Origin of the sequence: Methylocystis rosea, from assembly GCF_003855495.1 — a bacterium.
In the GTDB taxonomy this organism is placed as follows: domain Bacteria; phylum Pseudomonadota; class Alphaproteobacteria; order Rhizobiales; family Beijerinckiaceae; genus Methylocystis; species Methylocystis rosea_A.
The window spans coordinates 2,324,449-2,347,160 of sequence record NZ_CP034086.1 but is presented as its reverse complement, the minus strand read 5'-3'; the positions used below and the strand labels follow the sequence as shown (position 1 = coordinate 2,347,160).

Sequence of the window (22,712 nt, the reverse complement as noted above, 5' to 3'; positions counted from 1 at the left end):
GTCCGTTCCTGTGTGCATTCATCGCCCGCCGCCGCGCTATTGTGCTATGATTCGGTTCGGTCGCGGAGGGAGAAGCCGTTTGGCGAACAGCGACAGTAGATCAATTTCCGCCCGGACCAAATCGGCGCGTCAAGGGTCCCGCCAAGGTTTCGTGCCCGCCGAAGCGGTGCGGGAGGCCGAAGCCGCGAAGATTCCCGGGTTGCCGGCGCGCCTCGCCGCCGCCAACATCATCGGCGACATCGTGCAGGGCGGCCATCGTCTCGATGAGTGTTTCGCTCCGAACGCCGTGCCTTCCCGCCTCTCCGGGCTCGACGCCCGCGACGTGTCGCTTACGCGTTCGATCGTCACGGTCGCGGTGCGCCGGCTTGGCCTCATCCGTTACGTGCTTGCCGAACTCCTGGAAAAAGGGCTGCCGCGTCAGGCCGCGCGGCTTGAGTTCTCGCTGATCGCCGCGGCCGCGCAAATCCTGTTTCTCGACGCGGCCGATCACGCCGCCGTCGATCTCGCGGTACGGGCTGCGCGCCTTGAACCGAAAACCGCCGGCTTTAGCGGGCTGGTCAACGGCGTGTTGCGCAATCTCGCGCGACGACGAGAGGAATTCCTGGACGTCGCCGCAAGCGGCGAGCACGATGCGCCGCCGTGGCTGGCGCAGCGCTGGCGCAAGCATTACGGCGAAGACACGGGGCGCGCCATCGCGGCCATGCACATGCTCGAGCCGCCTCTCGACGTGTCAGTCAAAGACGATCCCGAAGGTTGGGCCGAGCGGCTCGACGGCCTCGTGCTGCCGACAGGCTCGGTGCGGCTGCGCAGCCACGCGCCGATCAGCGAACTTCCGGGCTATGAGGACGGCGAATGGTGGGTGCAGGACGCCGCCGCCGCTCTGCCGGCGCGCCTGCTCGCGCCGAGGCCGGATGAGCGCGTGCTCGACATGTGCGCCGCGCCTGGCGGCAAGACGGCGCAGATGGCGCTTGCCCGCGCGCAGGTGGTCGCTCTGGACCGTTCGGCGGAGCGCCTGAAACTGCTCGCCGCCAATCTCGCTCGGCTACAGCTGCACGCGGAAGTCGCGGTCGGCGACGCCGCCGCCTATCAGGCGCAGCCTTTCGACGCGATTTTGATTGATGCGCCATGTTCGGCGACGGGAACGATCCGGCGTCATCCCGACGTGTCCTGGACCAAGAAGCCGGGCGACATCGAAACGCTCGCGAGCTTGCAGACTAAGCTGCTCAATCGTGCGGCGCTCCTGACGCGGGCGGGCGGGCGCATCGTCTATTGTTCCTGCTCGCTGGAGCCTGAGGAAGGCGAACAGCAGATCGCCGCGTTTTTGCGCCGCAATCCCGATTTTCGCCGAATGCCGATTGATCCTGGCGAGGGCGTCCCGGAGGAGTTCATCAACCGAGACGGCGATCTGCGCACCTTGCCGCATTACTGGCCGAACGAAGATCCGCGCCTTGCCGGCATCGACGGATTCTTCGCCGCGCGACTGCTGCGGTCGGCCTAGCTCTAGGCCCGCGCCGCGACGAGGGGCGCGAATTCCTTCACCACCTGCTCATAGACGATCCGCTTGAACGGCACGATCAGCTCCGGCAGCGCCGAAAGCGTTTCCCAGCGCCAGGCGTCAAATTCAGGTTTGTGCGCGCCGTGGCCCGGCGCATGAATATCGATCTCGCTTTCGTCGCCGGTGAAGCGCAGCGCGAACCAGCGCTGGATTTGGCCGACATATTTGCCGCTCCAGCGGTTGTTGTTGTTTCTGGGGAGATCGTAGCAAAGCCAGTCGGGAGCCTCGGCGAGAAGGGCGACGCTCGAGACATTAGTCTCTTCGTGAAGCTCGCGCAGCGCCGCCTCATAGGGCGTCTCGCCCTCGTCGATGCCCCCTTGTGGCATCTGCCAGAGATAGGGTGGGCGGGTCTGGTCATGGGCGCCCTTGGCGCGCCGCCGCCCGATAAAGGCGAGGCCTTGCGCATTGAGCAACAAGACGCCGACGCAGGGCCGATACAATCCGCGTCCGCTCATCGCCGCACCTCGCGGCAAGGCCAATGTCGGCGCGCTCCATCGACTGCGTCTGTCATCCGCTCCCCAAGCGTTCGAATTTTGTCGTGGACATTTCTGACGCCTCGCGCGCCCGCCGTCGAGCCGCCAGAGAAAGAATCTGCTCAAACATTTTGATTCCCTGTCGAGCACATGATTCGATGCGAACGGGCAGCGCTTTAGACGCGACGCGTCAGCGCGCCGTCGGCCTCCATCAGCTCCAGCAGCATGCCTTCCCGCAGCCCCCGGTCGGCGATGCGCGTCCGCTGCGCCGGAAAAAGCGCGCGAATCGCCTCGAAAATCGCGCAGCCGGCAAGGACCAGATCGGCGCGTTGCGGTCCGATGCAGCCGTTGGCGACGCGCTCCTCGAAATCCATCTCCCGCAGCCGCAGGATGGCCCGGGTTGCGTCATCGTCGCTCATCCACAGGCCATCGACGCGCCAGCGGTCGTAGCGCTCGAGCCCCAGATGGACGCCGGCCAGGGTGGTGACCGTTCCCGAGGTGCCCAAAAGATGGAAGCGCGGACAGCGGCGCTCCGAGGCCATGCGCCGCGCGAAGGGGGCGAGAGTTTCGCGCACCTGCTGCGCCATGGCGGCGAATGTTTCTGCCGAGACGCTGCGGCCTCCGAAATGCTCCGCGAGCGTCACGACGCCGAGTTCGAGCGACGTCCAGGCGCGAAAAGCGTAAGCGCCATTTTCGCTGCGCCGTTCGCGCGTCAGCCACACGAGCTCGGTCGACCCGCCGCCGATGTCGAATAGCAGCACGCTCTCGGCGGCCGGATCAGCGAGCGATCCGCAGCCGCGGGCGGCGAACCGCGCCTCGGTTTCGCGGTCGATGATTTCGAGCTGCAGCCCGGTGCGTTCGCGGACGCGCTCGACAAATTCATCTCCGTTTGCCGCGCTGCGGCACGCCTGGGTCGCGACGAGCCGGGCGCGGGTGACGCCGCGCGCATCCATTTTTTCGCGGCAGATTTCGAGCGCGGCGATGGTGCGCTCGATCGCTTCCTCGCTGATCCGGCCAGCCTTGCCGAGGCCTTCCCCCAGCCGCACGATGCGCGAAAAGGCGTCGATAATGCGCAAAAAATCATTGTTGCGCCGGCGCGGCCTGTGCTCGGGCCGGGCGATCAGCAGCCGGCAGTTATTGGTGCCGAGGTCGAGCGCAGCATAGGTGTGGCGCGCGTCGAGCGCGCCACAAGCGACGCCGGAGTTGATCTGAAGCTCGGGCGCGGCCTGCGCCGACGCCGACGCCGTAGACGGTAGACCGGTTTCCCTCACTCGATCCCTTCCGCGAAGCGCTCCATCCCGCCTTGCGCCGCATCGACGGGAGCGGAGCGGCGAACATCGTAACGCCAGAAGGCTGGCGTAAATTTCTTTCATGCAGGATCGGCGCGCCGCCCGCAAGGGCGTTTCCTGAGGGCGTTTAGAGCGCCAGCGGCGAGCGTTGGCGGCCGGAAGGTTGACACTGTCGGCGGCGCTCTCTAAGTCACCAGCCGTTCGCGCGCGCTCTGCGCGGCGCCGTTGGGGGATAGTTCAACGGTAGAACAGCGGACTCTGACTCCGTTAATCTTGGTTCGAATCCAGGTCCCCCAGCCAAATTTCACGTCTCGCGACTTGCCCTCGCGCCTCTCCCGAACCGGCGGCGACCGTCGGATTTCTGGGTCTCAAAGGCGGGCGGAAGGTTGCGACTGCTTCGCCGGATCCCAAGCAATTCGATCGCACGACGCTCAGCAAGCGCGTCATTCGCGCGTTCCCGCATTGCGAAGAGCCTTCGGCGGATGGCCGACCTCAAGCCATCCGCAGCGCCACCGACGAGGTTGCGGCCATCCTTGCGGTCGCCGCGATGGGTTGCGGTGTGGATACGCCCCGGAAGGGAACCCTCGCTGAGCCCAGGGGTTGGATTCTGTAGGCGCCGCAGTCCCCGTGGAGCGAACAGGAGCAGGCAGATGTCGAAAGGACAAAGCAGTGGAACCGGGGCGAGGACGGAACTGATCGATGAAAAGGTGAGGAAGAACGACATCCTCAGTAATCGCGACAAGGCCCAAAGACGAACCGGACAGAGCTTGGACAGTAAAGGCGTTCAGGTCGATGAATATAAGGACAACCCGGCCAATCGCCGCCCATCGAGCGACGATAGGATTCAACCTGACGCCACGTCAGCCGCCGAGAAGCCGAAGGAGCCGTCGCCCGCGACCGACAGGCCAGAGCCGACGGATGATTCCGAACAAGTCGACCGGCCCGGTTTCGACTTGGGGGGATCGACGGGCGAGACGCAGGGAGGCAAAGGTCTGGGGCTCGGCCCCGACGCGCTGGAAACCCGAAAGGGGCGCTTGCCAAGATAGCGTCGGCGTGAGGTCGCGAGCCGAAGCTCGCGAACGTCGTAGAGAACGCGCCGGAAATCGGGCCCGGCGCGAGACAAATTGGCGGCAAATCATTTCAAGCAATTCGGACACAAGCTGATTTCTAGTAGGTTGTCTCGGCGGTACTGAACTCTGGGCAACATCTGCGCTGTCCTAAAACTGCGCCAGGCGTCGGGGCGTAAGGCGCTGCGTGCGCTCCCCGGAGCGCCCATGAGAGAGTTGTTCACTTGATAAGGGCCTGGAACGAGGCCTGGCCTCCGTCCGAGCGCGTCGCCACCATCTCCTCACTCGCAGCATTATCGGTATTGCGTTGACGCGGGAGTTTCCGCCGCTTGCAATTGCTGCGCAGAAATTTGCGAATCACCAATGAAATCGTTAGCAATCGCATGTGTGCGGTCGAGCAACAATGCAGGCGCTTAACTCGTAAAGGACATCTTATGGCTAGAGGAAAACCGGTGAAGGCGGCGAGCAGGAAGGTGACCAAGGCTGAACCTGCCGCCATTCGGCCGATCAAAGAGACATTTACAAAATCGGCTCTCATCAACCGGATTGCCGAGGAGAATGACATTCCTCGCAAGACCGCGGTGGGCGTCTACGCGACGCTGGAGAATGTGTTTCTCGGGTCAGTCCACCCGCGCGGCGTGGGCGAGTTCACCCTGCCGGGCCTTCTGAAGGCCACCCTGCGCAAGGTGCCGGCGCGCAAGGCGGGCACTTTGGTTCGCAATCCTGCGACGGGCGAGATGGTCAAAGCCGCAGCCAAGCCCGCAAGCGTGCGCGTCAAAATCCGGCCGCTCTCCAAACTGAAGTCGGCGGCGACGAAGTAAAGCGCCATCGAGGAAGTCGTCGCGCTAGGTTGGCGCGGCGCCGTTGGGGGATAGTTCAACGGTAGAACAGCGGACTCTGACTCCGTTAATCTTGGTTCGAATCCAGGTCCCCCAGCCACGCACGTCACGACGTCGCGAGATAAGTTGTCACAAACTCCTGCCCGTCGCCTCGGCGTCAACGACGGCCGCCGGGTCGCTCGCGCGCGAGCAGACCGCTGGTCTATTCTATTGCGCGGGCGATCTCGCGGCGCGCGGAACGAAGCGGCCGTTATTGGCGCGCAAGCCACGCCAGAGCTCTTCGGTGTAGGGCAGGACCGCGAACAGCAAGGCTGCGACGAGAGCGCTGACGATATAGGCCAGGGGCAGTGGAGGAGCTTTCAGCGCGATGTCAAAGCGCGGCGATTCATCGCCAAATCCAAAGAGGGCCAGAAATTGCGCCCAGTGGCGCGCCGCGACCAACAGCAGGCCCATCAGCGGCATCATTTCGAGGTAGCTGTGCACGTGTTGCTCGATGGGGGTGATCTCGCGCAAATTCACCGCATAGCTCAAATCCCAAAGCGTCGTCGCCTCGTGAGCGAAGAACATCACGATCATGAAGGCGAGCACGAGCGCGTTGATGTCTAGCAGAACCGCCGCGAGGAACGGGCCCGCGACTTCGGCGAAGAGCAGGAGATGAAGAACGGATTCCTTCGCGCCGGAGGTTGTTGCGATGTTTGTCGCGCGATGACACAGCCAATCGGCGAACCCCGCCATCAGCCAGACCGGCACGACAAAATACATCAGCACCAGTAATGTCGGATCCTGTTCCATCCGCACCGGCTCTTAAAGCTTATGTTCTTGCAACGGTCCGTAAGCGGGGCCGTTGAGCGCTTCGCCGTCCGGCGCGAATTGAGATCCGTGACAGGGGCAGTCCCAACATCGCTCGAAGGCGTTCCAGTGCACGAGACAGCCAAGGTGAGAACAAACGGCTGAACGCAGGAACAGCGTGCCTTCGTCGTCACGAAAGGCGGCGACCTTGCTCAAGCCGCTGCGCACGATCGCGCCTTCGCCGGGCTTGAGCTGATCCCATGAATCGATCTCGCCGGGCGTAACATATTCGGCGAAGTTCTTCGGCGTGGTGAGATTCTCGCTCACATATTCGCCCACGGCGTTGAGCGGCGAGCGCGCGGGATCATAGGCCTCGGCCCAGCGGCTGGCGCCGGTCAGGATCATGTCCTTGATGATCAGGCCGGCGAGCGCGCCATGAGTCATCCCTTGCCCCGAATCGCCGGTCGCCACGAAAACGCGCTCGCTCCCAGGGTCGCGGCCAATGAACGCCATGCCGTCGATGGGTTCGAGAACCTGTCCGGACCAGCGGCTAAGCTCCTTGCCGAGCGACGGCAAACGCGCGCGCATCCAATCCTCCAGAGCCGCGAAGCGATCAGGAGCATCATTTGCTTCGCCCGAGCGATGATCCTCGCCGCCGACGATCAAAACGTCGACATTGTCCTCGCCAGCACGTAGTGATACGGATCGAGCGTATCCCAATACAATGCGTCCGGAAGCGCGCCGGCGGGCAACTCGAACGCCATGGCGTAGGTTCGGTAAGGCGCTTGCTTGGTGTGAATGGCGAAGCGGTCGCTAATCGGCGCATTCGTGGCGACCACCGCGAAATCCGCGTGGACCGTACGGCCGTCGGCCGTCACGACTTTTACGCCGCCATCGTCCTCCGCCACCTCAACCACCGCGGCGTCGGCATAGAAGCGTCCCCCGGCGTCGACGATCGCGCGCGCAAGGCCGTGAAGATATTTGAGCGGATGCACGCGCGCCTGATCGGGATAGCGAAGCGCCGGCGTGGCGTCATGTCCGGTAAGGGGAACGCCTGTCTGCTTGAAGACCGGAAGCCCCGCCTTCTGCGTCGCTTCGAACTCGCGCTCAAGCCATTCGACGTCTTCTGTTCTTGCCGCAAAGAGATAACCGTCGACCCGTTGGAAGTCGCAGTCGATTTTGAGTTTTTGTTGCAGGTTTTCAATGCGATCGATTGCCGCCTGCTGGCTTTCGCGCCAGGCGCTTGCGTTGTTGATCCCGCGCAATCGGATGAGCTCATCAAAACCGTCGTCGCTTGCTGACGCGAGATGCGCGGTCGTGCGCGCCGTCATTCCTTTGCCGATCGGTCCTCGATCGAGAATAATGACCTTCTTGCCGCTGCTCGCGAGTTCATACGCCGCGGACATACCCGCGACGCCAGAACCGACAACGACGACATCAGCGCGTTCGTCGTTCAAAAGAGAGCTAACGCCTTCGAGAACAGGCTCGTCCGTCCAAAAGGATCGACTTTTTTCAAAAGAGACATTCATCGGGATTTCTCTGCGCGATCGGGTTTCCGGGCGGCAATCGACGGCCCAGGCGAGAGTAGAACGAACGCGCCTGCTCGGTGTTCCACAGCTTGATGGAAGCTTCGAGCATAAGTCGGGCTACGGCCGTTACGCTCGAGCCCTCCATTCCTCGAAGTGGTTCCGAGTAATTTGCGAAAGCTCAAGCGTGCGGCCGATCGCTGCTTCCGCGTCTGGCGTGAAAGCACGCTCAGCAAAAAAGCATTCGCCCAAATGAATCAGGAACGAAGTCTCTTTCCGCAAGTTCACTGATACCGACGGCGGCCGATGCGGCCGCCACGCTTCCCACGACCTTGAACCGTGAACCTAGGAGCAGTCATGTTCACGCATAATAAGAAACTTCAATATACGGTCCGGGTATCCGAGCCTAATCCGGTCCTCGCGAGTCTGATGCTTGAACAGTTCGGCGGTCCACAAGGAGAACTCGCGGCGGCGATGCGATACTTCACGCAGGCGATCGCCGAAGACGATCCGGGCCGGCGCGACATGCTTTTTGACATCGCCACCGAAGAACTCAGCCATCTTGAGATCATCGGCAGCATCGTGTCCATGCTGAACAAGGGCGCCAAGGGTCAGCTCGCGGAGGCGACGCAGTCCGAGGCTGAGTTGTATCGCTCGGTCACTCAAGGGGGCGATAGCCACACGCAGGCGATCTTGTATGGCGGGGGCGCGGGCCTGACCAATTCTTCGGGCGTTCCCTGGACCGCTGCGTATATCGACACGATCGGCGAGCCGACGGCGGACCTGCGGTCTAACATCGCCGCGGAAGCGCGCGCCAAGATCGTGTACGAGCGGCTCATCAACGTCACCGACGACGCCGGCATAAAAGAGGCGCTCGGCTTCCTCATGACGCGTGAGATCGCCCACCAGATCTCATTCGAGAAGGCGCTCTACGCTATTCAACCCAACTTCCCGCCCGGCAAGATGCCTAGCATGCCGCAGTTCTCGCATCTCTATGTGAACACATCGCAGGGGCCGACCGATCATAAGGGTCCCTGGAACACGGGCGAGAATTGGCAGCGCATGGACGATGTGCTCGGAGGCATTCCGCTTGACGGCGGAGACGGCGCGGCGAGCGTTGATCTGGGATCATCACAAAGCGAGGACCTCGCCAATTACGCTGCGCGAACGAAATCGAATCCCGGTTCTGATCCGGTGACGGGGGCGGATCTGGGCAGCAGCGGCGGCGCCCAAGCGCGACATTCGCCTGCGGAATGATCAAGGATTGGACGCCGGCGGCGGCAGCCGGCGTCCAACACTTCGACAGCAAACGGCTGAGGCATCTGCAATGACCACCATGGTGATGAAGGAAACGCGCTCTTCGAAGCTGGCCAACTTTCTCGGCTGGTTTTCGATTGCGTTAGGACTCGCCGAACTCTTCGCGCCGCGCCGCGTTGGCAGTATGGTAGGCGTCGATGGAAGCCTCGTGCAGGCCTATGGTCTTCGCGAATTTCTTGGCGGCGTCGGCATTCTTGCCGCACGCCAGAAAGCGCCGTGGCTTTGGGCGCGCGTCGCCGGCGATGTGCTGGATATGGTGACCCTCGCGCCGGGCCTATACAGCATCCGTCGGAACCGCCAGTTGGCGAGCGGGCTCGCGGTCATCGCCGTCGCCGCGATCGGGCTGCTTGATATATACAGCGCGGCTCAGGCGCAGGGTCAGCGGTAGGCGGGGCCATCGAGCCGCAAGTATCGCGCGGCGCATAGGCTTGGGCCCCCGACGACGATGATCGAAACGCACGACGTCCAGAGGCGATTGCGCTCGATCTTCAGCGCCAGTGCAGTTATGTTTGAGGCGCTGGGAAACGGGGCCGCGTCGCGTTCATCGGACTTGGCGTTCAGGGGTCGGAGGCTTCGCGGACGATGCATTACGATGCGCTCCTGGCTGCCCTTGTCGCAGGAGTCGTCACTCTCCTCGCATTTCTTTTTTGGCCAGCGGTCGCGGATCAGCTCCCGGAAGTGGCTCAGGCGGCGATCGTCTATCTTTTAGTGCTGCTCGTCGGCGCCTGGATCTTCAACTCATGGCGTCGGACACGGCGCAAATAACGGGTTGATAGAGTGAATTATCAACGGTGGGGGCGCCGAACATCGCTTTCCACTTGACAGCGGTCAATAAACCTACTCTTAACGGCTCGCCATTTAGATCGCGATCTTTCTCAGGCGAACAGGGTTCATGCGCTTTCTTAAAAAACTCCCCAGCTTTGCCGCGCCGCTTGTCGGCGTCACGGTCGCGCTCGCCCTGTGTGTCGTCGTCTTCGCTTTGTCGTTGGCAGGGATTGATCCCAGCCTCGATTAAAACGGGCCAAAACGTCGGCCGTTATTCGATAGCGGTTTCGACGGCGTCTGCTTCGTCCACTTCCTCCAGCACCTCGTCAACGTTGTCTTCTTCCTCATCGGCCGTTGACTCTTCTTCGTCATCAGCCGTTGACAACAGAACATCATCGACAACCGGTTCAATGACCGGAGCGACTGGCGTAGGCCTAGCGAAACTTGCCGAATAGGGTCGCCTTGCGGCCGAACGCAAGACCTCCACGACTTGAAAAGCCGCGGCGCACTTTGGGCAAACGATCGGCGAGCGGTTGAGATCGTAAAACGCCGTTGCACAAGTTAGGCATCGGCGTTTCACGCCAAGTTCAGCTTTGGCCATTGAGATATCCCTTCGAAGTGGACTGCGTGCGCTGGCGCGGCAGGATGTAATATTGATCGCCCTTATAGGGCGACTTGGCGCCAAACGGCTCTCGATGCCAGTTCATTGGCTACGCAGTGTTAGCACGGCGCAGAGCATCGGCCGTAATATTTCGCGATGGCGCCGCGAATATCGCAGAAAACAGCCTTTAATATTTGGGGAATGGGTCACCTAAATACAAGGCGGAGCCGGTGCGCTGTGAGGCTGCCGGCATCAATGGAGAGGACAGGTTAAAACAAATCAGAACGTGCACGTGGGCGAAAGCCGCCGCTTCAAACAGCGGCGGCCAAGGAGAAGACGATGCGAGTTTGCGATCCTCGCACCGTCAGCGCCACTCACGCGACCTGTTAGCGCGAGCGCATGAAGCTCAGCAATGTGGCGCTCAGGCTACCGCCCGTGAACACGATCGTCGCGCCAAGCGCAAGCAACGCGACAAGGTTGAGCGTCAGATCATTCGCCGTGCCGGCGATGGCGAGAATCCCCAGCACGATCACGGCCAAACCCGAGAGCGCCTGAATGCCTGCCGAGCCAAAGGCCATTTCGCTTGCGAGAATTTCGCTGCCGCCGGCGCCCATTTGATCTCTGCTCCTCAGCGACTCCTGGCTGAGCACATGCAGTTGCCACACGGCGTTGCTGCTCAGAACCAGAGCCGACCCAAACGCGATCGCAGCGATCGGCGTCAGCGTTGCAGGCTCAATGCCGAGCAGCGAAAGCACGCCAAGAACGATGCCGGCCACGCCGACGAGGAAGACGACGGACAGGCTGCTGCCGCCGAATCCCTCGACGTTCGTGGCTCTCGAGCCTGCTGGAAAGATAATCTGGGCGTATTCCGACAGCATCGTTCCGCCTTGAACCAACAAGGCGACGCCAAAGACGATCGTTGCGATCGACGCCATCATCGGCGCATTCACGCCCGATAATCCAACGATGGCGATAACGACGGTGGCCAGACCGCCGATGGCGTCGATCAGGCCCCCATACGCCGCCGTTTCACGAAATGCCGACTCCCGAGAAGTAATGGACATGACAGTGCCTCCAGATTTGCGATATGCCACACGAGCAAGAGCCGCGCGCGATTCCACATAGCGTTAGATTCACGCAGTCAAGAACGACGTCGCGTTAACGAACGGCGCAGACCGCAAGCCAAGCCGCAGTGCGTGCAAGGTTGGTTCAATATGCACGTCGCGAAGTTGAGTGCATAAAGCTGAGAAGAATGGCGTTCAGGCTGCCCCCCTTGAGAACGAGCGCAGAACCGAGAATGAGCAGCGCCACGAGGTTGAACGTGAGGTCGTTCCTTGCGCCGGACACGGCAAGAACGCCGAGCACAACTGCGGCGAAGCCGCCAAAGATCTGAATGCCGGCGGAATCAAAAAGCATTTGGTTTGCGAGAATGTCTCCCGAAGACTCCTCGCCCTTGGCTGACGCGCGTCTGACGGCATTGAGACGCCACACAGAGACGCTGCTCAAGACAAGCGCGCTCCCGAACACAATCGACGCGATTGGCGTCAGCAGCGCGGCGTTGAAGTCCAGCAGAGAAAGCACGCCTAGAGCGATGCCGCCCGCGCCAAACAGAACAAGCGCCGAACGGCTGCTGACGTTGAAACCTTTAATCGGAGAGTTGGCGCCGAGTGGAACAGAAAATCTGGCATAACCAGACATCATGCCGTTGCCCTGGATCAACAGCGTGACGCCGAACAGAATTGTCGCGATCACGGCCATAATCGGCGCGTAGAAACCGATGAGTCCAAGAATAGCGAGGATGACGGTTGCAACGCCGCCAACATCATTGCTCAAGCCGCCCTGCCTAGCGCGCGCGGGGAAAGCCAAGTCACCGACCGTTATCGACATGTTCGTCTCCCAACTTCAACGCCCCCAAAAGATAAGATCCTAATTAGCGGCCATTTGGCGCCGGCAAGATCAATCAGCGAACGCCCAAACCTTCGCCTTGAGCGTGAACGCCCGCGTGGCCCACGCGGCAGTCTGGAAGCGCTAAAAAAGGAAAGAGGGGGTGCGCGCTATTGGAGCGGGCAAAGCTCGAGATTTAAAGTCGGAGCCGAGCTATCAGCGATAGCGACGCACGCTGCACAGCAAGGACGCGGCGGCACGCCAAATGGTCGCCCAAGCTCAAGAGCGCGCGCGCCGCGTGGGCCTTGATCCGTCAAAAATTTTAGACTGTCCGCCGACGCGAGATCGCGCTGACAGGACAGCGCGACGCGCGTCAGTCGAGAGCCTTACCGCCGGCCTCTTCGCAAGCGGCGACGGAGTCCTTGAAGACCCAGCCCTGGCCCTTGCAAGAATTCATACCCTTGCACCCATTTTTGGGTGAGTGACAGTCGGCCTTGCCTTTACAGCTATTGGCGCCGAGACAATGCACTTTGCCGGTCGAGGCCGCCATCGCGGGCGGCGCCGCGCCGGCCAGGATAATAGAAATGGCAGCGACCGCGAGCGTCGCTCCCTTGCTTCCATCTGTTTTCATTTTTTTCGTCTCATCTCTGTCCGCATCGCACCAAGTTGCCACCATGGTTTACCAGTCGCGGGTGGTAAAGCAAAAAATGCCCCAACGACTTGGCGACAGTATTGGAGCGATGAGAAGGGCGCCCACACAGCCGCTCTCCGTATACGCGTCAGGATGCTTTGAAAGACTGTGCTCTTCCACGCGTAGCGGAATCTGGTCGTTCGCCTATAGAAGAGGACGTGACCAGGGCGTTCGAGGGCGGATCGTCCGCCGGGAAGTCGATCGCGCCTTGTCGCAGCGAGCCCGGGAGCCGATTTTGTTGACAAGATTGCCCGAAATCGGTCCGATCAAACGCGATCTGAGTGCGAATGAGCCTCTGGACCGAGTCTTTTGCAATGTCCGATAGGACGGTCGAAACCGACGTTGGAAAGGAAGTCGCGTCGCCGTCGCGCGTCCTGCGTCGACGCGAATTCACTCGCCAGGTCTTCCTTCAGATTCATCGAACGATTGGGCTTTTCGCCGGGGCGGTGTTCGTTTTTGTCGGGCTCAGCGGCAGCATTCTCGCCTTTCGCGAGGACATCGACGAATGGCTGAACGCTTCAATCATGCGCGTTGAAATCCCGGCGCCGCCCGTTTCCCGCCCGCTCAATGAAATTCTCGCAGCCGCTATCACGGCGATGCCCGCCGAGGGCAAGGCCGAGAGAGTCACAATGCCGCGCCATTCCGCATCGGCGGCGGCGATCACATACATGGTCGAGACCGACGACCTCGACACCGATGTCTACGAGATGTTCGTCGATCCTTACACCGCGAAAGTCAAAGGCCAGCGCCTCCATCTGCATGGAGACAAGACGCTGTCACAGCCCCTTGTCCCAATCATCATGGCCTTTCATTGGACCCTGCTGCTTGGATTCAACAACGCCTATGTACTCGGTTCGATAGCCATACTTATTCTTATCTCTATCCTTGTCGGTCTTTATCTGTGGTGGCCGCGCAATGGCGATTGGCGGCGGGGTCTTAAAATCAAATGGGGAGCAAGCCCAGAGAGAGTCGTTTACGACGCGCATAGAAGCGTCGGCGCTTACGTCAGCGTTTTCTTGTTGGTTACGCTGTTCACCGGAGTCGCCATGATTTTCAAACCGGCGACGCGTTCCGTGGCTGGGCTTTTTTCACAGGTGCGCGCAGATCCGGATTATGGAAAATCGACGCCAATTCCAGGCCGGCCGCCGATCGGCGTCGACGAAGCCGTTGCAATCGCCGATAAAATCTTCTCCGATGGAAGACTTCACTGGATTCTCCTGCCGAGCACGCCAAGCGGCGTCTATGTCGTCGGCAAGCAGTCGAGAGACGAGCCCAACAGAACCACAACGTTTCGGAATGTCGGCGTCGATCAGTACAGCGGACAAGTTCTGTATGTGCAAGATCGCAATGCGTTCACCGCAGGGGAGAGGCTCCTCGAATGGCTCTTCCCGCTGCATACCGGCGAGGCTTTCGGCGCGATCGGCCGATCGATCGTTCTGGTGGTCGGGCTGACGCCCTTTGTCCTTTACGTCACGGGCTTTTTGCGATGGCGACAAAAGCGCCGTGCGCGAAGGCGCGCGACAGGCTGACAAATCCGTTCTGTTCGTTCCGAATTTGCGGGTCATCGCCCCACGAAGATAGGCATTTCGATCGTGTCCTCTGCGTTCTTCGCCTCGCCGAACGCAAGCTTGAGGAGATATTTTCCCTTGTGAGCGACCGTTGCGTCCAAAGTTACAAAGCCGCTTGAATGCGTATGAGATGGCAATGCGTTGATCTGTTTAAGGCCCCCTTCAGCATCATATTGATAGAAGGAAAGCGCGACGGATTCGTTTCTCGCTTCCTTTTCCATGAGCGTGACGGAAAAAATGACCTTGCCCGTTCCGGGCACGCGATCGCAGAACTCGTAATACTTGCTCAAATCGTTGGTAGGCCCTCCGGCGCTCTCTTCGGAATCCGGCAGGAAGTAGGTCGTGAGATGCACGGAGTAGAAGTCGCTCACCCCTAGACATTCCGATATGGTGCGATCGCCCGCCTTCACGGCAGGCTGAAGGACACGCGCCTTCCAGAAATCATTCAAACGCTGGTTGAAAGCCGGACCCCAGAATGAGTAGGAAAACATCGCGATATTGACGCCGGCGATCAGAACGATGCCCGCGAATAGCAACAAGTTCAGGCGAACAGTCGGACGCATCGTTTGTTGTTCCTTGTCCTTTGCGCGTTGCGACATCCTCTACGGACGCACCTCGAACTCCCAAGCGCCGCTGACGAGATGGCCGTCAGCCGAAAGCGCCCGGTAGCGCACAGTGTATTTGCCGGGATTCAACCGATTCACGCTCACCGACACATGGCTCGGATCGGCGCTATCAATCGCCGCGTCGCGCTTGTCGACCCTTTCGCCCGATGCGCTCACAACCGCCAATGCGGCGAAGGCGTCGCGAATGCCGGCGTCGTACCACACTTCCACTTTTCCGATGTCTTCAGCGCCGACGCCGCCTTGCGCGGGGGAGGTGCGGACAACGATCGCATGCGCCAGAATGATCGGCGGGCGCTGCGGCTCTGGCGGCGGGCGCGACGGGCCGGTGAGCACCATCGCCGGAGCAGCGCTCAGTTGTTGATTGGGACCTGGGGAGTTAAAGACAGTTCGGTACGCTGCGGCGGGTTGAGGCGTCGCGCCGACTGACAGGATCGCCCCAGCAAGCGACAGCAGGCGCACATGCCGGTTGAGCGTCGTCCAGAAATCGCCTTTTCGACGGGAGAATCTTGCCTGTCCGCTCTTCGTCATGGGGCGAAGTCCGATTTAATCATCATTTCTAGCCCGCTCGCGCACAAAGACTGCGTCGGGCCACGAGACGCCGATTGCTCATCTTGTCACAGACTTGAGCGGCGACGCCATTCCGCCGCGGCGCCAAAAAATCGTATCGCATCACAGCGCGAGAACGCGTTTTCCTCCTAAGAACGCCGTCCGACTTGAGCTTGCCCTTCTCCCTCGATATGCATCTTTTTAGAAAAGTGCATACGCCGCCGGCGCGCGGCGCGTCAAGGGAGTCCGCCCGATGATGTGGTTGCTGAACGGCGCGGTCGTTGTCGCTGTGGCGTTTTTCGCGAGTGCGCCGGCGGCGCACGCCCATACGGCGAATATTTCCAGCAGCCGTATCGTGCCGGAAGGGCACGGTCTTTATCGCGTCGAGGTCGGCTTTCTGGGAACTGACATCGAGCGCATGTTCGCCGAAAACAAACCGAAGAGCGACGAGGTCGATCTCACCGAGCCGGGCGTGATCGAGGGCATGATCGGCAAGTTCATTCGGCAGCGCGTCGATCTGCAGAATGCGGAAGGTCAGACCTGCGCGAGCACGGTCGTTTCTGTCGGCGATGATCCGACCAATCCTAATGACTCAAAAGTCGTGCTGCGGATGGACTGCAGCGCGGTTCAAGGGCAGGTTTTATACAATCCGTTCAGACTTCTTGATGCGCAGGGGCCGCGTGCGAAACATCTCGTCAGCATCGGGGAAAAAAAAAGCGATGAATCCAGTCTGACCGAGGCGCAGCGCATGGGCCGCGAGCCGGCGCCCGGGCAGGTGATGATCTATCCCGGCGATGCGATGGTTGATCTCTCCAAGCCGTTGCTGACGCCTTGGGAGCTTGCGCCGAAATTCTTGTCGGCCGGCGTCGAGCACATCGTGACGGGCTATGATCATCTGTGCTTCCTGATCGCCGTGATGCTATGGGCGACGCGCATCTGGCCTGTCGTCAAGATCGTAACGGCTTTCACCATCTCACATTCGATCACCCTGTCGCTTGCGGCGCTTGAACTCGTCAATTTGCCGAGCAGTTGGGTCGAGATCGCCATCGCGCTCTCGATCATCTATGTGGCGGTCGAGAATTTCTTTACGCGCAGGGTCGACGGGCGCTGGCGCGACACCTTCGCGTTCGGCTTCATCCATGGCTTTGGTTTCGCGAGCGGCCTGATCGAACTCGGCGTTCCTCAGCGGGCCATTGTGCCGGCGTTGGCGAGCTTTAATATCGGCGTCGAAGTCGGGCAGATCGGCGTCGTGCTCGTCGTTCTCCCTTTACTCCTCCTGATCGATAAGAACTTCACTCACGGTCAGCGCAGCCCGTTCCTCGTTCAGGTCTGCTCAGCGATCATCGCCTGTTTTGGCGCTTATTGGTTCTTTGTGCGTATTGCCGAGCTGGGCTAGGAATTATCGGCGGAGCGCGATCTTCCGTGCGGCCGGCGACGCGGCTCATTCATTCGCTCCTAAAGATGCTGCGGCGTAGTCATATGCCGGGCTTTCGTCCCTTGAACGCTGTTTTTAAAAGCGAACCGCCCTCCAGGGCGAACTGGCTCATGCGGCTTGGAAAAGCTTGTTTGGCGCGCACTGCAAAAATTTAAAGACTCGGGAGCGACCGCCGAGAGTCAATTCACGCCGATGGACTTTCATTTCTTTAATGTTTAGTTCAAGCGCCGGGCTGGGGCGTTAGGCGGAGCGATAGGCAAGTCCAGCGGACCGCCGGCGTTGGCGAGCCCTTTCCCGGCGAAAGCCGCAGGGTGAGGCGGCTCTTCGGAAATCTGGTTTTATTGGAGGAAATCTTATGAGGAAGCTGATAATTGCGCTTGCCGCGGCGGGAGCGCTCGCGCCTTCGCTGTCCAACGCGCAGGTCAAGATCGACATGACCCGCATCACCTGCGGTGAATTGTTGGCGATGCCGGCCGACGATCAAGCAGACTTCGGGGCGTTTATGGGTGGGTGGTTCGCGCAGAAAAGCGGCCGAACCTTCATCGACGTGAACTTATTCCGGAAAAATTCCGCCAGCGTCAAGAGCTGGTGCGCTTCCAATCCGAATGAGTCGGTCATGGCGGGTCTGCAGCGCGCTTTCGAGCAGAAGTAAAAGGAACGGGGAACCACATGAATCGCAAACTTATTTTCGCCGGCGCTCTCGCCGCGGCCGCCTTCGCCGTTCCGGCCAACGCGCAGGTCACGATCGAAATGTCGGAAATCACCTGCAAGCAGTTTGCCGGGTACGACGCAGACACTCAGGACTTCGTCGCCAACTGGATGAGGGGCTATTTCAGCTCCAAGAACAACATCACCGTAATCGAATCGCGCTACGTGAAACGCAATACGGATAAGATCACGCGTTATTGCAAGAAGAAGCCGAATTCTTCGCTCATGGATGCGATCCAGAAGAACGCCCGCTGACCCGAATGAAGCGCACGGCCAGGGAGTCGGCCGTGCGCTTTGCCAATTTCTTTTTGAATTTCATTATTTACAGCTCCAACGCGGCAGTCTGCCGTCGTCCGACTTTCTCAGCTGCGGGAACGTGATGCGCCGGCGCGCCGGAACCGACGCCGATCTCTAGGGTTAAGGTAGGGGCCTGCACGCCGCTGCTGTCTCGAGCTTGAGCGTGCATTCGCGATGGTTCACGCGCGACACGCGGCGAAGAGACGGAGGACGCCTTCGATGAACGACGCTCCTACGCCATCCGATCCAGCGCCTACGCTGTCTGTGGTCCACCGCGGCGACTCTCGGGCTGCCAGACCATTTCCCGCTACGGCGCGCCGCGTTCTTGTGAATCGCGCCTGATGCTTCCGAGCGCGACGGAACTCGATCGGCTCACTGCGCCTGGCGCCTTTCTATGGGCCACCGGCGTTGAAGACACGTTCATCACCGATCCGCATCCAAGAACCGGACGCATGCTCGACGAATATGAGCTGACAGACCATTACCGGCGGTGGAAAGAGGATATCGCGCTGATGGCGCAATTGGGGGTTCCCTGCGCGCGCTATGGCGTGCCCTGGCATCGGGTGCAACCGGCGCCGGGGACCTGGGATTTCAGCTTCGTCGACGCCGCGCTGGAGCGCATGCTCGAACTTAACATCGATCCTATCGTTGACCTCGTGCATTACGGTTTGCCGCATTGGATGGAGCGCGCCTTCCTCAACGCGGATTATCCAAGGCGCGTGGCGGAATACGCCGCCCGCCTTGCTGAACGCTTCCGTGGAAGGATCAGGTGGTACACGCCGCTGAACGAGCCTCGGATCACCGCGTGGTATTGCGGACGTTTGGGCTGGTGGCCGCCGTACGGGCGCAGCTGGTCGAGTTTCGTTGCGGTGATGCTGTCCATCTGTCGCGGAATCGTCGAAACGACCCGTGCGCTACAGGACGTCGACCCCGAAATCGTCGCGTTTCACGTCGACGCCACCGATGTTTTCGAGTCGAGCGACCCCGCCTTGGCTGAGGAGGCAGAGCGGCGTCAAAGGATCGTGTTTCTTGCGCTCGATCTCATCAGCGGGCGCGTCGATCCGCGCCATCCGCTGTGGACCTGGCTTCTGACCCAGGGGGCGGCGGAACCGGCGCTGAACGCCTTTCGTGAACGCCCGCTTGAGCTCTCCGTCATTGGGGTGAATCTTTACCCGATGTTCACGCTCAAGCGGATGTCGCGGGACCGTTTCGGGCGACTGCGCGTTCGAATGCCCTACGCGTCGGGCGCGCTCGTGATGAAGATCGGCGAGATGTATTTCGAACGTTACGGCGCGCCGATCATGATCTCGGAAACCGCGACCAAGGGTTCGGTGAGACAGCGACAGGCCTGGCTCACTGACTCCGTCGAGGCGATGAAGACGCTGCGCGCGAACGGCGTACCGATTGTGGGCTATACGTGGTGGCCGATGTTCGCGCTCGTGACATGGGCCTATCGACAGGGGCTGCGACCGCTCCACGATCATCTTTTGCAAATGGGGCTTTGGGATCTCAATCCTGATCCATCGGGGCGGCTGGAACGTATCGAGACGCCCCTTGTCGACGCCTATCGTCGACTGACGTCCGGCGGCGCGGCTGCGGTGGGTCCGCTCGCGCCAGCGCCTCGGCTGCCGTAGCGCAGCCTCCACGAGCGAACCGGGAGTAAAGGCATGTTTCAGAGTTTCTTTCTTGCGGGTTTCGAGGGGTCGACAGGCTTCAACCGGCACGGCGAGTGGTTCGATCAGGTCGTCGCGACAGGTCACGACGCCAATGTCGACGCGGACTATGCCGACATCGCGCGACTGGGCTTGCATGCCGCGCGTGAGACCGTTCGTTGGCCGCTCGTCGATTGTCGCGGTCGATACGATTTCTCCTCGCTCGAACCCTTCATCGAGGCCGCAAACCGCCACGGCGTAGGGGTGATATGGGATCTCTTTCACTATGGTTTCCCTCAGGACGTCGACCTTTGGTCCGAGGCGTTCCCCCGGCGTTTCGCAGACTACTGCTATGCGGTGGCGCGCTTCGTGGCCGCGCGCATGGATGGTCCCTGCGTCTTCACGCCGATCAATGAGCCTTCCTTCATGGCCTATGCCGGCGGCGAGAAGGCGCTGTTCGCGCCGTACGGGTCGGGACGAGGCTGGGAGTTGAAGGTCGTTCTCGCGCGTGGCGCAATCGCTGGAATCAATGCGATACGCGCCGCCTGTCCCGATGCGCGCTTCGTCAGTGTCGATCCCTTGTGCCGAGTCGTCTGTCCCGAGGACAGGCCGGATCTTGCTCCTCAGGCGCATGATTTCAATAACAGGCTCGTGTTTCAAAGCTGGGACATGTTGTGCGGCAGGCTTCTGCCCGAACTCGGCGGCAGTCCTGAACATTTGGACGTGGTGGGAATCAATTATTACTGGACCAATCAGTGGGAGTTGAACGACACGCCGAACGCTGACGGAAACGTGCCGCCGCTTCACGACGATGATCCGCGCCGAGCGCCGCTATCGGATCTCGTTCTCTCTGTCTGGCAGCGTTACGGCCGCGAGGTCATGATCACGGAGACCAGTCACGTCGGGGACAATCGTGGACCGTGGCTGTGCGAAGTTGTCAGCGCCTGCCACGCGCTCTTGCTTCAGAACGTGCCCTTGCGCGGGGCGTGCCTATATCCGATTCTGGGAATGCCCGAGTGGCATGATCGCGATCTTTGGACGCCCATGGGTTTGTGGGATCCGCTCTGTCACCGCGACCCCGGCGCAGGCCGGCTTCTGTGCGAACCGATGGCGGAGGCGCTTCAAGGCGCAGCGCCGCTCGAAGCGCTTCATCAGGCGCAGCAGGAGGCTGAATCCCGCCGCGCCTCGCAGTTCAATCTTGCGAGGCGCAAGCGCTACGCGGCGCGTTGACGAGATCCTAATCCCCGCAAATCGTCACTCCGCCGCTTCAGCACGTCTCCGCGCTTTTGAAAAAGCGCCGCCTGAAGAGATGAGCGCGTCGTGCGCGCCGCGTTCGACGATTTGTCCTTTGCTCATGACGAAGATGCAATCACAATCGACGACCGACTCCAGACGGTGGGTCACGAGAATAATCGTGCGTGATCCTTTCAGTCGGTGCAGCGTTTCTATCAGCCGACGCTCCTGCTCGGGATCGAGCGCGCTCGTTGGTTCGTCGAGGATGAGGAACGGCGCGTCGGATAGCAGCGCGCGCGCGATGGCGATTCGCTGACGCTGACCGCCGGAGAGATTGGCGCCGCCCTCGGCGAGCACGGTTTCATAGCCATCAGGCAGAGGGTGAATGAATTCTGCGGCGCCCGCGTCTTCTGCGGCTCGTTCGATGTCCGCTCGCGTTGCGTTCTGCCGGCCATAGGCGAGATTTTCTGCGATGGTCGCCGGCAGCACGAGGCTGTCTTGTGCGACGAGCGCGAAATGCGCTCTTAGCGCCTCGAGCCGTAGGTTCCTGAAGTCGACGCCGTCCAAGCGTAGCGCCCCGCTCGTCGGATCGTAGAACCGAAGCATGAGACTCAAGAGCGTGCTCTTGCCGGCGCCGCTCGCTCCGACGAAGGCCACCATCTCGCGCGGCCGTATCGTCGCCGATACGTCGGTGAGAATTTGCTTGCCGCTCCCGTAGTCAAAACTTACGCGCTCGAGCGTCAGAGTTCGCGGCTTACTGGATATCCAACGCGCCGCCGGCGTATCGACAACGGCTTCCGGTTCGTCGAGCACATGAAAAACCCGTCGCGAAGCGGCCTCGAAGATGCGCACTTTGGCGAAGAACTCGCTGAGCCATTTCAGCGGGTCCCAAAGCTTGCGCAAGTAGTCGATGAAAATCAGCAGCGTTCCGACGGTCATTCCGTCGGCGACGGGCACGAGAAACTGGTCTCGGTAAACGAGCCAGCCTCCATAGCCGAGGATGATCGCTCCGCCCACGGACAGGATGCCGTCGCGCGCGAGAGGATAGAGCTGTTCCTGCCAATTTAAACTCAGCAGCGCCTCGACGCTTCTGCCGACCGCGCCGGAGAAGCGTCTGAATTCGAAAGCCTCGCGACGGAACGCCTGCGCCAAAGGTATACGCGCCATCGCCTGCTGAATATGCGCGGTCAGATCGGCGTCGATCTGCTTGGAATCAAGCGCGCGTTTGTGGATTCTGACGCCAAATCGCCAGTTGCTCCATATCATCAAGGGGGCGACGGTAAATGCCGCCAGCGTTAAACTGACGTTTCGAGAGAAAAGAATAATGGTCATCACGGTGAGCGTTACGGCCGCAACCGAAGTTCCAATCACGACGTCGACGATGCCCCACGGGCCGAAGGCGTCTGTCGTCAGACGATAGATCGAGTCGCCCTGCGGTCGGCTGCGGTGATACGTGAGGCCAAGATTTTGAAGCTTGGTGAAGAGATCAAACCGCACCCGCGTCGTGCCGCGATAATTGAGGTAATAGTTGATCATCATGCGGCCCATCCAGGCCGCATATCCGACGAGTTGCAGTCCAAGTCCGATCGCGACCAGACCCGCAATCTGCCCCGGCTTGTCCTTCGGCAATACGGCAAGGAAGTAGCTGTGTATCCAGTTGCCTTTCGGCTCGCTGGAAAGCACGGAGTCGACAAGCACCGCCAGCGGCCAAGCCTCCAGGAGGCCCACGCTGACGGAGACCGCTATCATCGCGACAAGCGCGGCGATCCTCACCCGGTCTTGTAGGAAGTATGTCAGCGCCCGGCGATAAACCGCGACGTCTGTCATGTCTTGCGCAGAATGCATGGCGCT

22 protein-coding genes, 2 tRNA genes and 1 pseudogene are annotated in these 22,712 nt (G+C 61.0%); 14 read left to right on the top strand and 11 right to left on the bottom strand.

Going from position 1 to position 22,712, the window contains the following annotated elements:
• The first annotated feature begins 79 nt into the window (after nt 1–79).
• Nucleotides 80–1,498 carry an RsmB/NOP family class I SAM-dependent RNA methyltransferase gene (locus EHO51_RS11360; RefSeq protein WP_245434563.1) on the top strand — a complete coding sequence of 473 codons (1,419 nt, stop codon included), beginning with the start codon at nt 80–82 and terminating at the stop codon, nt 1,496–1,498.
• Nucleotides 1,499–1,500: 2 nt separating this feature from the next.
• Here EHO51_RS11360 and EHO51_RS11355 read toward each other — a convergent pair whose 3' ends face one another.
• Together EHO51_RS11355 and EHO51_RS11350 are read right to left on the bottom strand one after the other, a co-directional pair.
• Nucleotides 1,501–2,010: an RNA pyrophosphohydrolase gene (locus EHO51_RS11355; protein ID WP_164479387.1), complete on the bottom strand. Its 510-nt coding sequence runs from the start codon at nt 2,008–2,010 to the stop codon at nt 1,501–1,503.
• 194 nt (nt 2,011–2,204) lie between these two features.
• Nucleotides 2,205–3,299, bottom strand: a complete 1,095-nt coding sequence (locus EHO51_RS11350; RefSeq protein ID WP_124738992.1) for a Ppx/GppA phosphatase family protein — start codon at nt 3,297–3,299, stop codon at nt 2,205–2,207.
• Nucleotides 3,300–3,543: 244 nt separating this feature from the next.
• On the opposite strand from EHO51_RS11350, the gene EHO51_RS11345 reads away from it, so the two are divergent.
• From EHO51_RS11345 to EHO51_RS11330, 4 genes are all read left to right on the top strand, one after another.
• Nucleotides 3,544–3,617, top strand: a tRNA-Gln gene (locus tag EHO51_RS11345).
• Between the two features lie 350 nt (nt 3,618–3,967).
• A complete protein-coding gene (locus EHO51_RS11340; RefSeq protein WP_124738991.1) occupies nt 3,968–4,363 on the top strand; it encodes a hypothetical protein in 396 nt (131 codons plus the stop codon).
• 350 nt (nt 4,364–4,713) lie between these two features.
• Nucleotides 4,714–5,205: an HU family DNA-binding protein gene (locus EHO51_RS11335; protein WP_245434562.1), complete on the top strand. Its 492-nt coding sequence runs from the start codon at nt 4,714–4,716 to the stop codon at nt 5,203–5,205.
• A gap of 44 nt (nt 5,206–5,249) precedes the next feature.
• Nucleotides 5,250–5,323 (top strand) — tRNA-Gln (locus tag EHO51_RS11330).
• A gap of 107 nt (nt 5,324–5,430) precedes the next feature.
• Here the strand turns inward: EHO51_RS11330 and EHO51_RS11325 are convergent.
• A complete protein-coding gene (locus EHO51_RS11325; RefSeq protein ID WP_124738990.1) occupies nt 5,431–6,015 on the bottom strand; it encodes a diguanylate cyclase in 585 nt (194 codons plus the stop codon).
• A gap of 15 nt (nt 6,016–6,030) precedes the next feature.
• Nucleotides 6,031–7,412: pseudogene (locus tag EHO51_RS11320) on the bottom strand (NAD(P)/FAD-dependent oxidoreductase); the annotation flags it as partial.
• Between the two features lie 483 nt (nt 7,413–7,895).
• Between EHO51_RS11320 and EHO51_RS11315 the strand changes: the two are divergent.
• The 3 genes from EHO51_RS11315 to EHO51_RS11305 all read left to right on the top strand — a co-directional run bounded on the left by EHO51_RS11315 (nt 7,896) and on the right by EHO51_RS11305 (nt 9,620).
• Entirely contained in the window at nt 7,896–8,795 is a 900-nt protein-coding gene (locus tag EHO51_RS11315; RefSeq protein ID WP_124738989.1) for a manganese catalase family protein, read from the top strand.
• A 70-nt stretch (nt 8,796–8,865) separates the two neighbouring features.
• On the top strand, nt 8,866–9,243 hold the full coding sequence (locus EHO51_RS11310; protein WP_245434561.1) for a hypothetical protein: 378 nt from the start codon (nt 8,866–8,868) through the stop codon (nt 9,241–9,243).
• A gap of 194 nt (nt 9,244–9,437) precedes the next feature.
• The gene (locus EHO51_RS11305) at nt 9,438–9,620 is read left to right on the top strand and encodes a hypothetical protein (protein WP_124738988.1); all 183 of its coding nucleotides are present in this window, start codon (nt 9,438–9,440) and stop codon (nt 9,618–9,620) included.
• Between the two features lie 271 nt (nt 9,621–9,891).
• On the opposite strand, the gene EHO51_RS11300 is transcribed toward EHO51_RS11305, so the two are convergent.
• From EHO51_RS11300 to bufA2, 4 genes are all read right to left on the bottom strand, one after another.
• Entirely contained in the window at nt 9,892–10,221 is a 330-nt protein-coding gene (locus EHO51_RS11300; protein ID WP_124738987.1) for a TIGR02300 family protein, read from the bottom strand.
• 386 nt (nt 10,222–10,607) lie between these two features.
• Nucleotides 10,608–11,285 carry a hypothetical protein gene (locus EHO51_RS11295; protein WP_124738986.1) on the bottom strand — a complete coding sequence of 226 codons (678 nt, stop codon included), beginning with the start codon at nt 11,283–11,285 and terminating at the stop codon, nt 10,608–10,610.
• Between the two features lie 145 nt (nt 11,286–11,430).
• Nucleotides 11,431–12,054: a hypothetical protein gene (locus EHO51_RS11290; RefSeq protein ID WP_348629937.1), complete on the bottom strand. Its 624-nt coding sequence runs from the start codon at nt 12,052–12,054 to the stop codon at nt 11,431–11,433.
• A 424-nt stretch (nt 12,055–12,478) separates the two neighbouring features.
• A complete protein-coding gene (gene bufA2, locus EHO51_RS11285) occupies nt 12,479–12,736 on the bottom strand; it encodes a BufA2 family periplasmic bufferin-type metallophore (protein WP_124740126.1) in 258 nt (85 codons plus the stop codon).
• 374 nt (nt 12,737–13,110) lie between these two features.
• On the opposite strand from bufA2, the gene EHO51_RS11280 reads away from it, so the two are divergent.
• On the top strand, nt 13,111–14,325 hold the full coding sequence (locus EHO51_RS11280; RefSeq protein WP_124738984.1) for a PepSY-associated TM helix domain-containing protein: 1,215 nt from the start codon (nt 13,111–13,113) through the stop codon (nt 14,323–14,325).
• A 32-nt stretch (nt 14,326–14,357) separates the two neighbouring features.
• Here EHO51_RS11280 and EHO51_RS11275 read toward each other — a convergent pair whose 3' ends face one another.
• Together EHO51_RS11275 and EHO51_RS11270 are read right to left on the bottom strand one after the other, a co-directional pair.
• The gene (locus EHO51_RS11275; RefSeq protein WP_124738983.1) at nt 14,358–14,927 is read right to left on the bottom strand and encodes a hypothetical protein; all 570 of its coding nucleotides are present in this window, start codon (nt 14,925–14,927) and stop codon (nt 14,358–14,360) included.
• Between the two features lie 39 nt (nt 14,928–14,966).
• On the bottom strand, nt 14,967–15,518 hold the full coding sequence (locus EHO51_RS11270) for a copper resistance CopC family protein (protein ID WP_245434560.1): 552 nt from the start codon (nt 15,516–15,518) through the stop codon (nt 14,967–14,969).
• Between the two features lie 271 nt (nt 15,519–15,789).
• On the opposite strand from EHO51_RS11270, the gene EHO51_RS11265 reads away from it, so the two are divergent.
• The 5 genes from EHO51_RS11265 to EHO51_RS11245 all read left to right on the top strand — a co-directional run bounded on the left by EHO51_RS11265 (nt 15,790) and on the right by EHO51_RS11245 (nt 20,858).
• Nucleotides 15,790–16,932: a HupE/UreJ family protein gene (locus tag EHO51_RS11265; RefSeq protein WP_124738982.1), complete on the top strand. Its 1,143-nt coding sequence runs from the start codon at nt 15,790–15,792 to the stop codon at nt 16,930–16,932.
• A gap of 394 nt (nt 16,933–17,326) precedes the next feature.
• On the top strand, nt 17,327–17,623 hold the full coding sequence (locus EHO51_RS11260) for an HdeA/HdeB family chaperone (protein ID WP_018409212.1): 297 nt from the start codon (nt 17,327–17,329) through the stop codon (nt 17,621–17,623).
• Between the two features lie 17 nt (nt 17,624–17,640).
• Nucleotides 17,641–17,934, top strand: a complete 294-nt coding sequence (locus tag EHO51_RS11255; RefSeq protein WP_018409211.1) for an HdeA/HdeB family chaperone — start codon at nt 17,641–17,643, stop codon at nt 17,932–17,934.
• A 383-nt stretch (nt 17,935–18,317) separates the two neighbouring features.
• On the top strand, nt 18,318–19,610 hold the full coding sequence (locus tag EHO51_RS11250) for a family 1 glycosylhydrolase (RefSeq protein ID WP_124738981.1): 1,293 nt from the start codon (nt 18,318–18,320) through the stop codon (nt 19,608–19,610).
• A gap of 33 nt (nt 19,611–19,643) precedes the next feature.
• Nucleotides 19,644–20,858: a glycoside hydrolase gene (locus tag EHO51_RS11245; protein WP_124738980.1), complete on the top strand. Its 1,215-nt coding sequence runs from the start codon at nt 19,644–19,646 to the stop codon at nt 20,856–20,858.
• Nucleotides 20,859–20,882: 24 nt separating this feature from the next.
• On the opposite strand, the gene EHO51_RS11240 is transcribed toward EHO51_RS11245, so the two are convergent.
• Entirely contained in the window at nt 20,883–22,688 is a 1,806-nt protein-coding gene (locus tag EHO51_RS11240; protein ID WP_245434559.1) for an ABC transporter ATP-binding protein, read from the bottom strand.
• Nucleotides 22,689–22,712: the final 24 nt, after the last annotated feature.